The sequence below is a fragment of the Kitasatospora sp. NPDC127035 genome (assembly GCF_042726075.1).
Lineage (GTDB): Bacteria > Actinomycetota > Actinomycetes > Streptomycetales > Streptomycetaceae > Kitasatospora.
In genome coordinates, this window is sequence record NZ_JBHXDN010000007.1 from 48066 (window position 1) to 65682 (window position 17617).

The window sequence follows — 17617 nt, forward strand, 5'->3', positions numbered from 1 at the left end:
CGGACGCCCGGTAGCCTGCCCCCATGGAGAACGACACGACGCCGGACGCCGAGCCGCTGCACTGGCAGAAGGGGACACTCGACCCCGACGCGCCCGTGCCCTGCCTGGAGATCGCCGCCGACGGGGACCTGATCCGGCTCCGCGAGTCGGACGCCCCCGCGCTCGTCGTCACCACCAGCAAGGCGAAGCTGCGCGCCTTCATCCTGGGCGTGAAGGCGGGCGAGTTCGACCACCTGGTCTGAGGGCCGGCACCCGGCCCGGGGGCCGGGGCGGTCGGGCCCGCCCGCCGTCAGACGAGGTCCAGCTCCGCGACGGCCTGGTCCCCGCTGAACTCGCCGGTCGGCCGGAAGCCGAGCTTCGCGTAGAACCCGCCGGGCCCGTCGTCGTCCGGCACGTAGGTGACGGTGACCCTGCTGCCGCCGCGCCGCCGGATCTCCTCGCCGACCTGCGCGACCGCGAACCGGCCGTAGCCCCGGCCCTGGGTGTCCGCGGCGATGTTGAGCCGCCACAGACCGGAGCGCGGGAGCTCGCCGGGCCGGTCCGGGTGGAAGGTGACGTCGAAGAAGGCCATCACGAACCCGACCAGCCGGTCGCCGTCGAGGATCAGCCGGGGCCAGGCGATCTCCCCGTGCGCGTAGGCCTCGGCCAGCGACTTGGCCACCGGCGAGACGAAGCGCTCCTGGTCGGGGCGGACCTTCAGTTCCAGTGCCGCGTCGATGTTCTGCGGGGTGATCGGTTCCAGGCGCAGCGACGGTGATGACGTAGACATGGCGGCCACCCTAGTGAGCGGCTCCCCGGGCCGTCGCCCGGATTTCACGGCGCCGGCGTGAACACCAGCGACGCGTTGTGCCCACCGAACCCGAAGGAGTTGGTGAGCGCGGCGGTCAGCCACCCCCGGCGCGGGGCGCCGGCGACCACGTCCAGCTCGACCGCCGGGTCCGGCACCTCCAGGTTGCGGGTGGCCGGCACCACCCCGTCACGCAGGGCCAGTACGGCGGCGAGCGCCCCCACCGCCCCGGCCGCGCCGAAGAGGTGACCGGTCATCGACTTGGTGGCGGTCACCACCGGGTGCCTCCCGATCGCCTCCAGGACGGACGCCGCCTCGACCAGGTCGCCCAGCGGGGTGGAGGTGGCGTGGGCGTGCACGTGGGCGACGTCCCGGGGCGAGAGCCCGGCCTCGGCCACCGCCCGGCGCATCGCCCGGACCTGCCCCTCGGCGGCGGCCCCGGTGATGTGGTGGGCGTCCGAGGTGACCGCCGCGCCGGCGAGGGTGGCATGGGCGCGGGCCCTGCGGGCGGCGGCGAAGCCGGCCCGCTCCAGGACGACGACCGCCGCGCCCTCGCCGATCACGAAGCCGTCGCGGCCGACGTCGAACGGCCGGGAGGCCCGCCCGGGCTCGTCGTTGCGGGTCGAATGGGCCCGGGCCTGGGCGAACCCGGCCAGCGGCAGCGGACAGATGCACGCCTCGGCGCCGCCGGCCACCACCACGTCGGCCCGGCCGAGCCGGATCAGGTCCAGACCGAGCGCGATCGCCTCCGCACCGGACGCGCAGGCGCTCACCGGGGTGTGCGCGCCGGCCCGCGCGCCCAGTTCGATCGACACCCAGGCCGCCGGACCGTTGGCCATCAGCATCGGCACGGTGTGCGGCGAGACCTTCCGGACCCCGGCGGCCTCCAGGACGTCGTCCTGGCCGAGCATGGTGAGGGCCCCGCCGGTGCCGGTGCCGATCACCACGGCCAGCCGCTCGCCGTCCACCTCGGGCGCCCCCGCGTCGGCCCACGCCTCACGGGCGGCGATCAGTGCGACCTGCTGGCAGCGGTCCAGCCGCCGGGCCTGCACCCGGTCCAGCACCCCGGACGGCTCGACGGCGAGCTGCCCGGCGATCCGGACGGGCAGACCGGACGCCCACTCCGCCTCGATCGGGCGGATCCCCGAGTCGCCGGCCAGCATCGCGGCCCAGGTCGAGGCGACGTCGCCGCCGAGCGGGGTCGTGGCGCCGAGGCCGGTGACGAGGACCGGCTCGGCGACGAGGCCGGCGGCACGGCCGGTGCGATCGGCACGGCCGGTGCGGTCGGCGTGGCTAGTGCGGTCGGCGTGGTCGCGGTGGTTGTCGGTACCCATCCAGGACGCTCCGTGGTTGTGGTGAGTGTTGTGAGGTCGACACAACCCGCCACATTGATGGATGCGGGTCGCTCTCGCCTCTTCAGCCACACTGTCACGGTCGTGACGGGTGTTCAGGCGCGCAAGCCGACCGATTCGACCGGTGGGAGTTTGTCAGAATCCTCCACATCGGCACGGATGCCCCCACGGCCGGCGGAGGTCAGTCGACGTCCGTCCCGAGGAGGTCGCCGGTCCGGTGCTCCTGGAAGTACTGCGCCGTCCGGTCGTTGCGCACCGCCTCCCAGAGCTGGGCGGCCGGGCCTTCGTCCAGCAGCACGACGCTCTGCCCGTCCCGGGTGTCGAAGCCGCCGAAGGGCGCGTTCATGAACCGCACGTCGTCGGCGCGCAACGATCGCAGGCTCCAGGCGAGCTGGTACAGGTCGGTGTTGGAGAGCCGGTCGTCGACCCCGACCACCTCGCCGACCGTGCCCAGCAGGCCGCCGAGCCTGGACGGGCTGGTCAGCGTGCCGGAGTCCATGACCTTCAGCATCAGCGCGCGCAGGAAGTTCTGCTGGCGCTTGGTGCGGTCGAGGTCGCCGCCGGGGAGGCCGTAGCGCTCGCGGACGTAGAGCAGCGCCTGCGCGCCGTCCATGTGGCGGGTACCGGCCTCCCAGGCCCGGGCCTCGCCGACGCCCTCGATGGTGCGCGGGACGGTGATGTCCACGCCGCCGACGGCGTCGGTCAGCGCGCGGAAGCCGTTCCAGTCGATCACGGCGACGTGGTCGATACGGATGCCGGTGAGGTTCTGCACGGTCTCGGTCATCAGCGCCGGGCCGCCCCAGGAGTAGGCGGCGTTCAGCTTGGCTTCGCCGTGGCCGGGGATCGGCACCCAGGTGTCGCGGGGGAGCGAGACCAGGGTGGCGGAGCGGCGGTCGTCGGAGAGGTGCAGCAGCATCATGGTGTCGCTGCGGGCCGCACCCGCCTGCCAGGCCGGGCCCTTGGCGGCGCTGCCGGTGGTCGGGGCGTCGGAGCGGGCGTCCAGGCCCACCAGCAGCAGGTTGAGGCCGCTCGCCGGGACCGGCCGGGGCTGGGCGGACTCCGGCGCGGTGGGGAAGGCGTCCGGGATCCGGTGGACGGAGGAGGCGTAGTGCTCGGCGGTCCAGTACAGGGCGCCGCACCCGCCGACGACGAGGACCAGCAGCATGGAGAGCGTCCAGAGCAGGACGCGCCGGGTACGGCGGCGTCGGGCCGGCGGCTCGGGAGTCTCGGGGCTCTCAGGGTTCTCGGGGCTCTCGGGACCGGAGGCGGACGCGTCAGCCTCCCGGGCATCAGGGTCCCGGGCGTCGGGACCGGGGCCGGGGGGACCGGTCGGCGGGGCGGTGGACCCGGCGCGCGGCTCGAACAGGCTCAGCCCGGACGGGGCCCGCACCTCCCCCGGACGCTCCGCCCCCGCCCCGCCCGTCACTTCGTCGTCCGTCCGGCCGTCCACCCGTTCGCCATCCGCCACCATGCGCGCATTGTGCCGCCGGTCACAGTCGCCGCGCGGGGTTTCCGCCGAGCCCGCGCCCGCGTGCGCGCCCCCTGCCCGGAAAGTGAGGCTGCGGCGGCCGAAACCGGAGGTCACACGGGACGGCATGGGCCCGGCTCGTGCGGCCGGATAGCATCGGTGGGCGCGGCCCCCACCGGGACCGTCACCCTCAGCTCGTTCCGAAGGGGAAACCGTGACCCTCCGCATCTCCGTGATCGGCACCGGCTATCTCGGTGCCACCCACGCCGCCGCCATGGCGGAGTTCGGCTTCGAGGTGCTGGGCCTGGACATCGACCCGGAGAAGATCGCCACCCTGACCGCGGGCCAGGTGCCGATGTACGAGCCGGGCCTCTCCGAGCTCCTGCTCAAGCACGTGGCGGGACACGAGGGTTCGACCGGCCGACTGCGGTTCACCACCTCCGCGAAGGAGGCTGCCGAGTTCGGCGACGTGCACTTCGTCTGCGTCAACACCCCGCAGCGCAAGGGCGAGTTCGCCGCCGACATGTCGTACGTCGACGCGGCCGTCGACGCGCTCGCGCCGCACCTGACCCGCCCGGTGCTGGTGGTCGGCAAGTCCACCGTCCCGGTCGGTTCGGCGAGCCGGCTGGCCGAGCGGCTGGCCGCACAGGCACCGGTCGGCGAGGCCGCCGAACTGGCCTGGAACCCGGAGTTCCTCCGTGAGGGCTTCGCCGTCCAGGACACCCTGCGCCCGGACCGGATCGTGATCGGCACCCGCGACGGCCGCGCCGAGCAGCTGCTGCGCCAGGTGTACGCGGAGCCGATCGCCGCCGGGGTTCCGTTCCTGGTCACCGACTACGCCACCGCCGAGCTGGTGAAGACCGCCGCCAACTCCTTCCTCGCCACCAAGATCTCCTTCATCAACGCGATGGCGGAGGTCTGCGAGGCGGCCGGAGCCGACGTCACCCAGCTGAGCAAGGCGCTCGCGCTGGACGAGCGGATCGGCGGCAAGTTCCTCAACTCCGGTCTCGGCTTCGGCGGCGGCTGCCTGCCGAAGGACATCCGGGCGTTCATGGCCCGGGCCGGCGAGCTGGGCGCCGATCAGGCGCTGACCTTCCTCCGCGAGGTCGACTCGATCAACATGCGCCGCCGCTCCCGGATGGTCGAGCTGGCCCGCGAGCAGTGCGTCGGTGGCTTCCTGGGCCGCCGGGTCGCCGTCCTCGGCGCCGCGTTCAAGCCCAACTCCGACGACATCCGGGACTCCCCCGCGCTCAACGTCGCCGCCCAGATCCAGCTGCAGGGCGCACAGGTCACCGTCTACGACCCCAAGGCGATGGACAACGCCCGCAAGATGTTCCCCGGCCTGACGTACGCCGGCTCGCCGCTGGAGGCCGCCGAGGGCGCGCACGTCGTCCTGCACCTCACCGAGTGGCAGGAGTTCCGCGAGCTCGACCCCGCCGAACTGGGCGCGGTGGTCGCCGAGCGCCGCCTCCTGGACGGCCGCAACGTGCTCGACGCCGACGCCTGGCGTGCCGCCGGCTGGACCTACCGGGCCCTCGGCCGCCCGAGCTGACCCGACCGGGACGGCGCCCCGGTCAGTGGGCCGCCGGTCAGTGCCCGATCGGCGCCCGCCCGCATCCGGACGGGGCACCCGCTGCTGCTACAGGTAGACGTCCGAGACCTCGAACGTCTGGACGCTCAGCGCACCACAGCCCGACCAGAAACGGCCGCCCTGGATCAGGGTGTCCTCGTAGTACCGGTAGCGCTGGCCGTCGCCGTCACCGACGCCGGTGACCCAGCGCTTGACGAGGGCGCCCTCCACCCCGGGCCCGCTGAACCGGGACAGGTCGAAGGTGAGCCACTGCGCGTTCTGGTAGTTGGCGGCGACGATGACCAGCTTGTGGTTGACGCCGTCGTACGCGGCGACCGCGTCGGGGTGCCCGGCGTTCGTGTAGAGGCAGCCCCCTCCTGGATGGTGTTCATCAACGGCTTGTACCCCCGGTCCAGGCCTGGCTCGTTGACCGGCTGGACCGAGGCGAAGTCGATGCCCCGGTGGTCCCGCGCGTAGCGGGCCACCGTCGCCAGGTCGGCCGCCTTGTGCCGGGCCGTCACCGCTCCCACACTGTGGAGGCGGTGGCCGGCCGGGCCGCCTCGGAGCGGGGGTGCCGTGGGAGCCGTGACCGTCCTGTTCATCGCCTCCGTCGTGGTGGTGGGCTACAACGTGTTCAGGGCCGCCACGGCCGTGGCGGCCCTCCGCCGGGCCGAACGGACCCCGAGGCGCTCGGGCTTCACCACGGGCCCCTACGAACTCGCCTACCTGGCGGAACACCTGGCCGAGACCGCGATCGCCGTGATGCACCAGGAGGGCCGGCTGACGGCGTCCCGCTCGGGCACGGTCACCGTCACCGATCCGGCCACCGCCGCCGAGATCGAGGTGCCCGCCGAGGCCACCGTGGTCCTCGCCGTCGGCCCGACCCGGACCCGCGGCCTGGCCGACCTGCTCGACGACCGGCGGCTCTCCGGGTGGCAGCTCTCCGAGGCGTCCGCGGAGCTCCACGACCGCCTGGTGGCGTCCGGTCTGCTCCGGGACCAGCGGCTGTACGCGAAGGCGCGGGCCGGTTACCAGTCGGCGCCCTTCGCGCCGGTCCTGGTCGGGCTGGCAGGGGCGGTCGCACTCTGGCAGGCGGATCTGCACGAGGGTCCGGTGCGACTGGTCCAGGTGGGCTTCGGGGTCGTGCTCGCGGCGGCCCTCGCCGTCGCCCTGTGGCCGCGGCCCCGGCCGAGCCGCACCACCGAGCTCGGCCGGAAGGTGCTGGCGCGGGCCCGGTCCTCCTCCGCGGGGGACTCCCCCGCCGTCCTCGTCGCGCTCGGCGGGCTCGCCGCGCTCCCGCCGGACCACCCGCTGGCGACGGCCGGGGCGGCCACCTACGTCCCGCCCGGGACCGCCCGGTAGGGGCCGGACGACCGGGGCAGGAAGGTCAGGGCCGGAAGGTCAGGGCCGGACAGGGCCTAACGGGTGGCCGGGCCGAGCCTCGGGATCTCGATGGCGGGGCACCTGTCCATCACCATCTCCAGCCCGCCGGCGCGCGCCCGCTCGTACGCGCCCTCGTCGATCACGCCGAGCTGGAACCAGACGGCCTTGGCGCCGATGGCCGCGGCCTCGTCCACGACCGGCCCGGCGAGGTCGGAGTTGACGAAGACGTCGACCACGTCGACCTCGAAGGGGATCTCCGCGAGGGAGGCGTACCCCTGCTCGCCGTGCACCGTCTCCGCCTTCGGGTGCACGGGCACGATCCGCTTGCCGAAGCGCTGGAGCACCTCGGCCACCCCGTAGGCCGCGCGCCGCCGGTTGGACGAGAGGCCGACGACGGCCCAGGTGTCGCCCGTCTCGGTCAGGATCCTGCGGACCGTCTCCGGGTCGCCGTACATGCCGTGCCTCCTCGTGTCCCGCTGTGCCGGTGCTCTCGGGCTGTACCCGGCGCTCCGGGCGCCGGGGCCTCGTCATGCCCAGCGCAGCCCGGCGCCGGGTCATTCCCGCTCGCGGACGCCCGGGAGCCGGGCCCGGCGGGCGGACCCGCCAGGACCCGGCTCCCGGGCACGTGCTCGGGCCCGGCGCGGGGTCAGGAGCCGTCGAGCTGCCCGATGGTGGCGATCGACGGCGTCCGGCCGGCCGCGCGCAGCCGGGCACCGGCGGCCTCGGCGTCGCGCAGGACGCGGACCGCGTTGTGCCAGGTCAGCTTCCCGAGGTCGGTCTCCGACCAGCTGCGGCGCAGGAGCTCGGCGATCAGGTTCGGGTAGCCGGCGACGTCGTCGAGGCCGGACGGGAGGAAGGCGGTGCCGTCGAAGTCGCCGCCGATGCCGATGTGGTCGATGCCGGCGACCTCGCGCATGTGGTCGAGGTGGTCGGCGACGGTGGACGCGGTGGCGATCGGACGCGGGTAGGTCTCCTCGAACGCACGCTGGCAGGCCATGCCCGCGGGCGTCGTGTCGAGGTGGTCGAAGCCGTGGGCGGCCATGTTCTCGTCGGCGGCGAGGGTCCAGTCGATGGCGGCGGGCAGGATGAACTTCGGCACGAAGGTGGCCATCGCCACGCCGCCGTTGCCGGGGAGCAGGCCGAGCACGTCGTCCGGGATGTTGCGCGGGTGGTCGCAGACCCCGCGGGCGGAGGAGTGCGAGAAGATCACCGGCGCCTCGGCGACCCGCAGGGCGTCGCGCATGGTGTCGGCGGAGACGTGCGAGAGGTCGACCAGCATGCCGAGCCGGTTCATCTCCCGGACGACCTCCTCGCCGAAGGCGGTGAGGCCGCCGGCGACCGCCTTGTCGGTGGCCGAGTCGGCCCACGGGGTGTTGTCGTTGTGGGTGAGCGTCAGGTACCGGACGCCGAGCGCGTACAGCGCGCGCAGGGTGGCGAGCGAGCAGTCGATGGAGTGGCCGCCCTCGGCGCCCATCAGGGAGGCGATCCGGCCCTCGGCGCGCGCGGCTTCGAGGTCGTCGGCGGTGACGGCGAGCCGCAGCCGGTCGGGGAAGCGGTCGACCAGGGCGTGGACGAAGTCGATCTGCTCCAGGGTCGCGCTGACGGCGTGGTCCCCGGCGAGCCGGGAGGGGACGTAGACGGACCAGAACTGCGCGCCGACCCCGCCCGCGGTGAGGCGGGCGAGGTCGGTGTGCAGACGGGCGCTCTGGTCGGCCGCCAGGTCGAGCGCGTCGAGGTCGTAGCCGACCTGCTCGCGCATCGCCCACGGGAGGTCGTTGTGACCGTCGACCACGGGGGTGTCGCGGAGGACGGCTCCGGCGCGCTCCAGCAGGGCCGGGGAGGCGGTGGAGGCGGAGGGATCCAGCAGCTCAGAGGTCATACGAGCTGTTGTATCCGATTTGCCTACTTCCCAAAGCCGAAGGAGGGGGAACCCGCCACCTTGGCCCGAAGCTTCCGGCCCTTCTCGGTCGCCTGGTTGTTCAGCTCGGCCTGGAAGTCCGTCATCTTCTCGGCCAGCTCCGAGTCGAACGCGGCCAGCATCCGCACCGCCAGCAGGCCCGCGTTGCGCGCGCCCGCCACCGAGACGGTGGCCACCGGCACGCCGGCCGGCATCTGCACGATCGACAGCAGGCTGTCCATGCCGTCCAGGTAGCGCAGCGGCACCGGCACGCCGATCACCGGCAGCGGGGTGACGGAGGCGAGCATGCCCGGCAGGTGGGCGGCGCCGCCGGCCCCGGCGATGATCGCCTTCAGCCCGCGCCCGTGGGCGCTCTCGCCGTACGCCACCATCTCGCGGGGCATCCGGTGCGCCGAGACGACGTCGACCTCGTAGGGGATCTCGAACTCGTCGAGGGCCTGGGCGGCGGCCTCCATCACGGGCCAGTCGGAGTCGGAGCCCATGACGATGCCGATCAGGGGCGCGGTGGGGGAGGTCATTCGGTGATCGTTCCTCGCAGGTAGGCGGCCGCGTGACGGGCGCGCTCACGGACGTCGTCGAGGTCGTCCCCGAAGACGTTGACGTGGCCGACCTTGCGGCCGGGCTTCACGTCCTTGCCGTACATGTGGATCCGCAGGCCGGGATCGCGGGCCATGCAGTGCAGGAAGGCGTGGTACATGTCCGGGTAGTCGCCGCCGAGGACGTTGACCATCACGGTCCACCGGGCGCGCGGGCGGGGGTCGCCGAGCGGCAGGTCGAGGACGGCCCGCAGGTGGTTCTCGAACTGCGACGTGACCGCGCCGTCCTGGGTCCAGTGGCCGGAGTTGTGCGGGCGCATGGCCAGCTCGTTGACCAGGATCCTGCCGTCCCGGGTCTGGAACAGCTCGACCGCCAGGTGGCCGGTGATGTCCAGCTCGCCGGCGATCCGCAGGGCCAGCTGCTGGGCCTCGTCGGACAGGGCCGGGTCGAGGTCGGGCGCGGGGGCGGTGACCTCGGCGCAGACGCCGTTCTCCTGGACGCTCTCCACCACCGGGTAGGCGACCGCCTGGCCGCTGGGCGAGCGGACCACGTTGGCGGCCAGCTCGCGGACGAAGTCGACCTTCTCCTCGGCGAGCACCGGGACGCCGGCCCGGAACGGGGCCGCGGCCTCCGTCTCGTCGTCGACGACCCAGACCCCCTTGCCGTCGTAGCCGCCGCGCACGGTCTTCAGGACGACCGGGTAGCCGGCGCCCTCCGCCGCGAACGCGGTCACGTCGGCCGGGTCGGCGACGAGCCGGTGCCGCGGGCAGGGCACGCCGATGGAGTCGAGCGTCGCCCGCATCACGCCCTTGTCCTGGGCGTTGACCAGCGCCTCCGGGCCCGGCCGGACGGCGATGCCGTCGGCCTGCAGGGCCCGCAGGTGCTCGGTCGGCACGTGCTCGTGGTCGAAGGTGATCACGTCGCAGCCGGCCGCGAAGCGGCGCAGGGTGTCGAGGTCGCGGTAGTCACCGAGGACGGTGTCGGAGACGACCTGCGCGGCCGAGTCCTGGGGAGTGTCGGCGAGGAGCTTGAACCGGATCCCGAGCGGGATACCCGCCTGGTGCGCCATGCGGGCCAGCTGCCCGCCTCCGATCATGCCGACCACTGGAAAATTCGCATTGCCCGGAGAAGTCACCCCGCCAGGATATCCGGGCCGGTCGGAGGGTGTGGAACCGCTCCGGCAGTCGGGGCGTCTACGGTTCGGGGCCCTTCGATACCGTACGGAGGGGCTGAGCCGATCGGCGGAACCGGGTAGCCTGGACGGCCAGGTCCTGGTACGCGTGATCCGATCATGTGCGTGCACGCAGGGCTCAAGGGGCCGACCGCGTTCACGCGCCGGGCCCCTTTCGTCCGCAGGCACATGGAGGCAGCCCGGTATGGCGACGACCACGGCGTCGAACCCCTCACTGGCGCAGAAACTGCGCGGCATGTCGGGCGAGGTGGTGAAGTTCGGCCTCGTCGGCCTCAGCGGCGTGGTGGTCAACTTCGTCGTCTTCTGGGTCTGCCTCAACGGCCTGCACCTCGCCTCGCTGCGCTCCAACATCGCCGCCACGCTGGTCGCGATCGCCACCAACTACCTGGGCTACCGCTACTGGCTGTACCGGGACCGCGACGCCGCCTCGCGCAAGCGCGAGATCACGCTCTTCCTGGTGTTCAGCGGCGCCGGCATGCTGATCGAGACCGGGGTGCTCGGCATCACGGTGTACGCGCTCGGGTTCTCCTCGCACTTCGAGCAGCTGGCCGCCAAGGTGGCCGGCCTCGCGCTGGGCACGGTGTTCCGCTTCGTCTCGTACCGGACCTGGGTGTTCAAGGCCGTCCCCGAGTCGACGACCGCGCCGTCGGCCGCGCCCGGGACCGTGCCCGCGCCCCTGGCCGAGGCGCTGGCCGAGACCGTCGCCGGGACGGCTCCGGCGGCCGGTGTGGTCGCCCAGGCCGAGCTGATGCTGGCCGCCCAGGAGATCCGGTACGCCAAGGCCGAGTAGCGGCCACACCCGGCCCGCCCGGGTGCCGCTCCTCCGCTTGCCCCACCCGCTCCGGCAAGAGGAGAGTGGTGACCGAGGGCGAGCACGGCCGGCGAACGATCGAGTCCGAGGGGGAACCCAGGAGGCTCGTCATGGCGTTCGTCCAGATCATCGACTGCAGGACCGACAGGGTGGACGAGCTCAACGGTCTGCTGGACCGCTGGGCCGAGCAGACCGAGGGCCGGCGGACGGTCGACCACGCGGTGCTGGCCACCGACCGGTCGGACCCCCGGCACGTCGTGGAGATCGTCGAGTTCGCGTCGTACGAGGACGCGATGCGCAACTCCCGGCTGCCGGAGACGGACCGGATCTTCCGCGAGATGGTCGCGCTCTGCGACGAGCCGCCCGCGTTCACCGATCTCGACGTGGTCCGGGAGGCCCGGTTCTGACCCGCCCCGTTCCCCGGGTCGCCGCCGCCGCCCGCCAGGCCCCGTCCGGGCCTAGACGTCGCGCCGGCTGCGGCCGAGGAAGAGTGCGAACACCGCGGGCCGCAGCGAGAGCAGCTCCAGCCGGCCGCCGTCGGCCTCCGCGAGGTCACGGGCGACGGCCAGCCCGATCCCGGTCGAGTTGCGGCCGCTGACCGCGCGTTCGAAGACCCGGTTGCCCAGTTCGGCGGGCACCCCGGGGCCCTCGTCCTGCACCTCGACCACCGCCGACGTCCCGGACGGCCGGACCCGCAGGGTGATCGTCCCGGCGCCGTGCATCAGCGAGTTCTCGATGAGGGTGGCCAGCACCTGGGCGACCGTGCCGGGGGTACCGACCACGGTCACCCCGTGCAGGCCCTCGACCTGGAGCACCCGTCCGGTGCCGCGCAGCGACGCGCCCCACTCCTCCACCTGCTGCTTGACGACGTCGTCGAGGTCGAAGGCCACGGCGGTGGGGCTGCGCGGGTCGCGCTGGGTGGTGAGCAGCCGCTGGACGACGTCGGTGAGCCGCTCGACCTGCTGGAGGGCGATGGTGGCCTCCTCCTTGACGGTGTCCGGGTCCTCGGCGAGCGCAGTGATCTCCTCCAGCCGCATGGAGAGTGCGGTCAGCGGGGTGCGCAGCTGGTGGGAGGCGTCGGCGGCGAGGCGGCGTTCGGCGGTGAGCATCCGGGCGATCCGCTCGGCGCTGACGTCGAGGACCTCCGCGACCCGGTCGAGTTCGGGCACGCCGTAGCGGCGGTCGCGCGGGCGCGGGTCGCCGGAACCGAGCCGTTCGGCGGTCTCGGCGAGGTCGGTGAGGGGGCGGGCGAGCCGTTTGGCCTGCCAGACGGCGAGGGCGACGGCAGCCTGGACGGCGAGCAGCGCGACCACGCCGAGCAGCAGCAGCATGTTGGCGATCTCGTGGTCGACGGCGGCCCGGGACTGCTCGACGGTGACGGTCTCGCCGCTGACGCCCCGCTCGACCGCCTTGAGCAGGTGGTTCCCGTCGGGCCGGTGTCCGCTGGAGACGGTCGACTGGCCGGGGATGTCCACCTCGACGTACTGGCCCTCGGAGACCTGGTTGGCGAACTTGTCGCCGGTGACCGGCTCGTTGGCCGCCAGCCGGTTCTCCACCAGGGAGAGCACCCGGACGGCGGCCGCGTCCACCCGGTCCTGGGCGGAGCTGACGATGGTGCGCTTCTCCACCAGGGCGAGCGGGACGCAGAACACCACGACCACCACGAGGACGACGCCGAGCAGCGAGTTGATCATCCGGCGTTTCACGCTGGCGCTCCCCGTGGTGGTGCGAAGTGGTGGTGCCTGCCCGGGTGCCGGGGCATCGCGCCCCCCGGGCCCTAGTTCTTCTCGAAGCGGAAGCCGACGCCGCGCACGGTGGCGATGTAGCGGGGGTTCGCGGCGTCGTCGCCGAGCTTCTTGCGCAGCCAGGAGATGTGCATGTCGAGGGTCTTGGTGGAGGTCCACCAGGTGGTGTCCCAGACCTGGCGCATGATCTCCTCCCGGGTGACCACCCGGCCGGCGTCGCGCACCAGGACCCGCAGCAGCTCGAACTCCTTGGCGGAGAGGGTGAGCTCCTCCTCGCCGAGCCAGGCGCGGTGCGACTCGATGTCGATCTTGACCCCGTGCGCCCCGGTGGTCAGCTGGTCGACGTTGCCGCGCCGAAGCAGGGCGCGGACCCGCGCGAGCAGTTCGGCGAGGCGGAACGGCTTGGTGACGTAGTCGTCGGCGCCGGCATCCAGGCCGACCACCGTGTCGACCTCGTCGGCGCGGGCGGTGAGCACCAGGACGGGGCAGCTGCGGCCGTCGGCACGCAGCCGGCGGCAGACCTCCAGCCCGTCCATCTCGGGCAGGCCGAGGTCGAGGACGACGAGGTCGACCTCCTCGCCGAGTCCGGCGGCGAGCGCGGAGGGGCCGTCCTCCCGGACGAGCACCTCGTAGCCCTCGCGGCGCAGGGCCCGGGCGAGCGGTTCGGAGATCGCCGGGTCGTCCTCGGCGAGCAGCACACAGGTCATGTGGTGATGGTAGTCCGCCCGGGTACGGCCGTTGCGGCCGTGAGGTAGTTCACAGTGCGTGATCGTTATACGGAGTGCGATCAAGCCTCAACCGACACGCCCGGCCCGGTCGTTCGGCGAAGATTCTGCTCTTGGATCTTGCAACTGAAGGAATTAACGCTGCTCTACCATGGATAGATCCAGCGAATCTGTCGCCGACTTTGCTATCGGCATACCTAATTGCCGTGTTTTGTCAGCTGATGACGCCAAATATCGCCACGTAGAGTGGTTCCGTCCACGTCCGCCGCCACCCCCCTTGGCGGACGCTGTCAGGCAAGGAACCCACTACACATGGCGTCTACGACCCTGGAGTCCGGCGTACAGCCGGCCTCTCCCAGCGGCAAGACCTTCCTCGGGCACCCCCGGGGCCTCGCCACGCTCTTCATGAGCGAGATGTGGGAGCGCTTCAGCTACTACGGCATGCGTGCCCTGCTGGTGCTCTACATGACCGCCTCCGTCACCGACGGCGGCCTCGGCATGAAGCTCGCCGTCGCGAGCGCCGTCTACAGCGTGTACACGGCCATGGTCTACCTGCTGGCTCTCCCGGGCGGCTGGATCGCCGACCGCTTCCTCGGCGCCCGGAAGACCGTCGCCCTCGGTGGCTCGATCATCATGATCGGCCACTTCATGCTGGCCCTTCCGGCGAGCGTGTCGTTCTTCGCCGGCCTCGCGTTCATCGCGGTCGGCTCCGGCCTGCTCAAGGCCAACATCTCGACGATGGTCGGCCACCTCTACGACGGTCCCAACGACCCGCGTCGTGACGGCGGCTTCACCATCTTCTACATGGGCATCAACCTCGGTGCCTTCGCCGCCCCGCTGATCATCGGCACCATCGGCCAGGAGGTCGACTGGCACCTCGGCTTCGCCCTCGCCGGCGTCGGCATGGCCCTGGGCCTCACCCAGTTCCTGCTCGGCACCCGCCACCTGAGCGCCAAGAGCGACGTGGTGACCTCGCCGATCTCGCCCGCCGAGAAGAGCGCCATCTTCAAGAAGGCCGGCCTCTGGCTGGCGGTGGCCGCCGTCTTCTACGCGGTCGTCGCGCTGACCGGCCACTTCACCATCAACTGGGCGATCTGGCCGCTGTCGATCGCGGGCATCGCGCTCCCGGTCTTCGTCTTCGCCAAGGTGAAGCAGGACAAGGACCTCGACGAGACCGAGCAGTCCCGGATGAGCGGCTACATCTGGTTCTTCGTCGCCGCCGCCGTCTTCTGGATGATCTACGACCAGTCCGGCTCGACGCTGAACATCTTCGCCCAGGACAACACCTCGTCGACCCTGTTCGGCTTCGACTTCCCGTCCAGCTGGTTCCAGTCGCTCAACCCGCTGTACATCATGGCGCTGGCCCCGGTCTTCGCCTGGCTCTGGGTCCTGCTGTCCCGCAGGGCCAAGAACCCCAGCACCACCATGAAGTTCGCCTTCGGCCTGCTCATGATCGGCGCCTCGTTCATGGTCATGATGCTGGCGATGGCCGCCGCCTCCGGCGGGGCCAAGGTCACCCCGCTCTGGCTGGCGATGGTCTACCTGATCCAGACCGTCGGCGAGCTCACCCTCTCCCCGGTGGGCCTCTCCGTCACCACCAAGCTGGCCCCGGCCAAGTACGCCAGCCAGATGATGGGCGTCTGGTTCCTCGCGGTCACCGCGGGCGACTGCGTCGCCGCCATCTTCCAGCTCGTCCTCGGCGACGGGGTGGTCGGATCCACCTGGTACTTCGCGGTCCAGGGCGGCATGGCGATCATCGCCGGCGTGGCCCTCGCGATGTACCGCAGGAAGGTCGTCCGGCTGATGGGCGACGTCCACTGACGACGCCCGGCCGCACCGCCTGACCGTCTGCCTCCGGGGTCGACGCGGAGTCCCGAGCTCCGTGCCGGCCCCGGTCGCCGTTCCCGACGGCCCCGGGTGACCGGACCGGCACCGGCGTGTCAGTGTGCCGACCATGACCCATGGCCCCGTACACGAACGCCCGCCGACCCTCCCCCGCCAGCTCGCGCGCACCCGGCGCTTCACGCTCGGCGCACCCGCCCGGCCGACGATCTCCGCCGACGGCCGGACCGTCCTCTTCCTGCGCAGCCGCTCCGGCGACGACCCGGTCTCCTGCCTCTGGACGCTCGACACCGGCAGCGGCGAGGAACACCTGCTCGCCGACCCCGCCGCGCTCGGCGTCGACGAGAGCGACCTGCCCGACGCCGAACGCGTCCGCCGCGAACGCGCCCGCGTCCTGACCGGCGGCATCACCGCGTACGCCACCGACACCGCCGGCCGGCTCGCCGCCTTCGCCCTCGGCGGCACCCTCTGGCTCGCCGACACCGGGACCCGCGAGGTCCGGCCCGTCCCCACCGGCGGAGGGGTGTACGACCCGCGCCCCGACCCCACCGGCCGCCGGATCGCCTACGTCCGCGCCGGCGCCCTGCGGGTCGTCGAGGCCGACGGCACCGGCGACCGCGCGCTCGCCGAACCCGAGCACCCCGAGGTCGGGTACGGCGTCGCCGAACACGTCGCCGCCGAGTCCATGCACCGCAGCCGGGCCCACTGGTGGTCCCCGGACGGCACCCGACTGCTGGTCGCGCGGGTCGACGAGCGCCCGCTGCGCCGCCTGCACCTCGCCGACCCGTCCGACCCGGCGAGTCCCCCGCGCACGATCCGCTACCCGCTGGCCGGCACCGCCAACGCGGACGTCTCGCTCCTGCTGCTCGGCATCGACGGCTCCCGCACCGACGTCCCCCGGGACGGCGCCGCCTCCGAGTACCTGACCGCCGCGGGCTGGGACGGCCACGGCCCGTTCGCCGCCGTCCAGAGCCGCGACCAGCGGACGGTGCGCACCCTCGCGATCGACCCGGCCGACGGGTCCACCCGGGTCCTCGCCGAGCGGCACGACGAGCACTGGGTCGAACTCGTCCCCGGCCTGCCCGTGCGCACCGCCTCCGGCCGCCTGATCGACGCCGCCGACATCGGCGACACCCGGCACCTCACCGTGGACGGGCGGCCCGTCACCCCGCCCGGCCGGCAGTTGCACGCGGTCCTCGGCGTCGACGGCGACGAGGTGCTCCTCACCGCCTCCGAGGAGCCGGTGGAGTCCCACCTCTGGGTCTGGAGCCCCGCCACGGGCGCCCTCTCGCTCAGCGACGAAGCCGGCGCGCACACCGGCGTACGGCGGGCCGGCACGCTGGTCCACACCGCGCGCACGCCCGGCACCCCTGGCCCGGTCACCACCGTCCGCCGGGACGGGCACCCCGCCCTCACGATCGCCTCCCGCGCACAGACCCCGGTCCTCACCGCGCGGCCCGAACTGCTCCGGCTCGGCCCGCGCGAACTGCGCGCCGCGCTCTTCCTGCCCGCCGGCCACCGCCCCGCGGACGGGCCGCTGCCCGTCCTGCTCGATCCGTACGGCGGACCGGCCGGCACCAAGGTCTCGGCCGGCGGCGGGTGGCCCGACCTGGTCTCCCAGTGGTTCGCCGACCAGGGCTACGCCGTGCTGGTCGTCGACGGCCGCGGCACCCCCGGACGCGGCCCGCGCTGGGAGAAGAGCGTCTTCGCCGACGTCGCCACCCCCGCCCTCGACGACCAGGTCGAGGCGCTCCACGAGGCCGCCGGCGCCCGCCCCGGTCTGCTCGACCTCGACCGGGTCGGCATCCGCGGCTGGTCCTACGGCGGCTTCCTCGCCGCACTCGCCGTCCTGCGCCGCCCCGACGTCTTCCACGCCGCCGTCGCCGGGGCGGCCCCGACCGACCACCGGCTCTACGACACCCACTGGAAGGAACGATTCCTCGGCCACCCGGACGAGCACCCCGACCGGTACGACGCCTGCTCGCTCCTCCCCGACGCCCCCGGACTGCGCCGCCCCCTGCTGCTGATCCACGGCCTCGCCGACGACAACGTGCTCCCCGCCCACACCCTGCGCCTCTCCGCCGCGCTCCTGGCCGCCGGGCGCCCGCACGAAGTCCTCCCGCTCGGCGGCACGGCCCACTCGCCGAGCGACGAGACGGTGTCGGAGAACCTGCTCCACCACCAGTTGGACTTCCTGAAGCGGTCGTTGAAGCGGGCCTGAGCGGCAGGCCCGGGCAGCGGACCCGAACGGCGGCAGGCCCCGGACACGCCGGAGGGGCCGGCGCGT

The 17617-nt window shown here is 73.2% G+C and carries 16 protein-coding genes and 1 pseudogene; 7 read left to right on the forward strand and 10 right to left on the reverse strand.

What is annotated here, in order from left to right; genetic code table 11:
- The first annotated feature begins 23 nt into the window (after positions 1-23).
- Entirely contained in the window at positions 24-242 is a 219-nt protein-coding gene (locus ACFWIC_RS06420) for a DUF397 domain-containing protein (RefSeq protein WP_329882746.1), read from the forward strand.
- 47 nt (positions 243-289) lie between these two features.
- Here ACFWIC_RS06420 and ACFWIC_RS06425 read toward each other — a convergent pair whose 3' ends face one another.
- The 3 genes from ACFWIC_RS06425 to ACFWIC_RS06435 all read right to left on the reverse strand — a co-directional run bounded on the left by ACFWIC_RS06425 (position 290) and on the right by ACFWIC_RS06435 (position 3610).
- Positions 290-769 carry a GNAT family N-acetyltransferase gene (locus ACFWIC_RS06425; RefSeq protein WP_355403860.1) on the reverse strand — a complete coding sequence of 160 codons (480 nt, stop codon included), beginning with the start codon at positions 767-769 and terminating at the stop codon, positions 290-292.
- A 44-nt stretch (positions 770-813) separates the two neighbouring features.
- Positions 814-2121 carry a beta-ketoacyl-[acyl-carrier-protein] synthase family protein gene (locus ACFWIC_RS06430; protein WP_380516400.1) on the reverse strand — a complete coding sequence of 436 codons (1308 nt, stop codon included), beginning with the start codon at positions 2119-2121 and terminating at the stop codon, positions 814-816.
- Between the two features lie 199 nt (positions 2122-2320).
- On the reverse strand, positions 2321-3610 hold the full coding sequence (locus ACFWIC_RS06435; RefSeq protein ID WP_380516403.1) for an LCP family protein: 1290 nt from the start codon (positions 3608-3610) through the stop codon (positions 2321-2323).
- Positions 3611-3821: 211 nt separating this feature from the next.
- On the opposite strand from ACFWIC_RS06435, the gene ACFWIC_RS06440 reads away from it, so the two are divergent.
- Positions 3822-5159, forward strand: coding sequence for a UDP-glucose/GDP-mannose dehydrogenase family protein (locus tag ACFWIC_RS06440; RefSeq protein ID WP_329882742.1), 1338 nt, complete (start codon positions 3822-3824; stop codon positions 5157-5159).
- A gap of 87 nt (positions 5160-5246) precedes the next feature.
- On the opposite strand, the gene ACFWIC_RS06445 is transcribed toward ACFWIC_RS06440, so the two are convergent.
- Positions 5247-5408 carry a hypothetical protein gene (locus ACFWIC_RS06445; protein ID WP_380361740.1) on the reverse strand — a complete coding sequence of 54 codons (162 nt, stop codon included), beginning with the start codon at positions 5406-5408 and terminating at the stop codon, positions 5247-5249.
- 354 nt (positions 5409-5762) lie between these two features.
- On the opposite strand from ACFWIC_RS06445, the gene ACFWIC_RS06450 reads away from it, so the two are divergent.
- Entirely contained in the window at positions 5763-6539 is a 777-nt protein-coding gene (locus ACFWIC_RS06450) for a TIGR04222 domain-containing membrane protein (protein WP_329882740.1), read from the forward strand.
- Positions 6540-6595: 56 nt separating this feature from the next.
- On the opposite strand, the gene ACFWIC_RS06455 is transcribed toward ACFWIC_RS06450, so the two are convergent.
- The 4 genes from ACFWIC_RS06455 to ACFWIC_RS06470 form a co-directional block, all read right to left on the reverse strand.
- On the reverse strand, positions 6596-7015 hold the full coding sequence (locus ACFWIC_RS06455; protein WP_329882739.1) for a CoA-binding protein: 420 nt from the start codon (positions 7013-7015) through the stop codon (positions 6596-6598).
- A 191-nt stretch (positions 7016-7206) separates the two neighbouring features.
- Positions 7207-8439 carry a dipeptidase gene (locus ACFWIC_RS06460; RefSeq protein WP_380516408.1) on the reverse strand — a complete coding sequence of 411 codons (1233 nt, stop codon included), beginning with the start codon at positions 8437-8439 and terminating at the stop codon, positions 7207-7209.
- 23 nt (positions 8440-8462) lie between these two features.
- Positions 8463-8996: a 5-(carboxyamino)imidazole ribonucleotide mutase gene (purE, locus tag ACFWIC_RS06465; RefSeq protein ID WP_329882737.1), complete on the reverse strand. Its 534-nt coding sequence runs from the start codon at positions 8994-8996 to the stop codon at positions 8463-8465.
- The gene (locus tag ACFWIC_RS06470) at positions 8993-10150 is read right to left on the reverse strand and encodes a 5-(carboxyamino)imidazole ribonucleotide synthase (RefSeq protein WP_329882736.1); all 1158 of its coding nucleotides are present in this window, start codon (positions 10148-10150) and stop codon (positions 8993-8995) included. Before ACFWIC_RS06470 ends, purE begins: the two co-directional genes overlap by 4 nt.
- Positions 10151-10391: 241 nt before the next feature.
- On the opposite strand from ACFWIC_RS06470, the gene ACFWIC_RS06475 reads away from it, so the two are divergent.
- Together ACFWIC_RS06475 and ACFWIC_RS06480 are read left to right on the forward strand one after the other, a co-directional pair.
- On the forward strand, positions 10392-10997 hold the full coding sequence (locus tag ACFWIC_RS06475; protein WP_329882735.1) for a GtrA family protein: 606 nt from the start codon (positions 10392-10394) through the stop codon (positions 10995-10997).
- 131 nt (positions 10998-11128) lie between these two features.
- Positions 11129-11413: pseudogene (locus tag ACFWIC_RS06480) on the forward strand (ester cyclase); the annotation flags it as partial.
- Between the two features lie 63 nt (positions 11414-11476).
- On the opposite strand, the gene ACFWIC_RS06485 reads toward ACFWIC_RS06480, so the two are convergent.
- Positions 11477-12724, reverse strand: a complete 1248-nt coding sequence (locus ACFWIC_RS06485) for an ATP-binding protein (protein ID WP_329882734.1) — start codon at positions 12722-12724, stop codon at positions 11477-11479.
- Positions 12725-12795: 71 nt separating this feature from the next.
- On the reverse strand, positions 12796-13470 hold the full coding sequence (locus ACFWIC_RS06490) for a response regulator transcription factor (protein ID WP_030300686.1): 675 nt from the start codon (positions 13468-13470) through the stop codon (positions 12796-12798).
- 330 nt (positions 13471-13800) lie between these two features.
- Here ACFWIC_RS06490 and ACFWIC_RS06495 point away from each other — a divergent pair, with 330 nt between their 5' ends.
- Both ACFWIC_RS06495 and ACFWIC_RS06500 read left to right on the forward strand, forming a co-directional pair.
- Entirely contained in the window at positions 13801-15309 is a 1509-nt protein-coding gene (locus tag ACFWIC_RS06495) for a peptide MFS transporter (protein ID WP_380516413.1), read from the forward strand.
- Between the two features lie 133 nt (positions 15310-15442).
- Positions 15443-17551: a prolyl oligopeptidase family serine peptidase gene (locus tag ACFWIC_RS06500; protein WP_380516416.1), complete on the forward strand. Its 2109-nt coding sequence runs from the start codon at positions 15443-15445 to the stop codon at positions 17549-17551.
- Positions 17552-17617 lie beyond the last annotated feature (66 nt).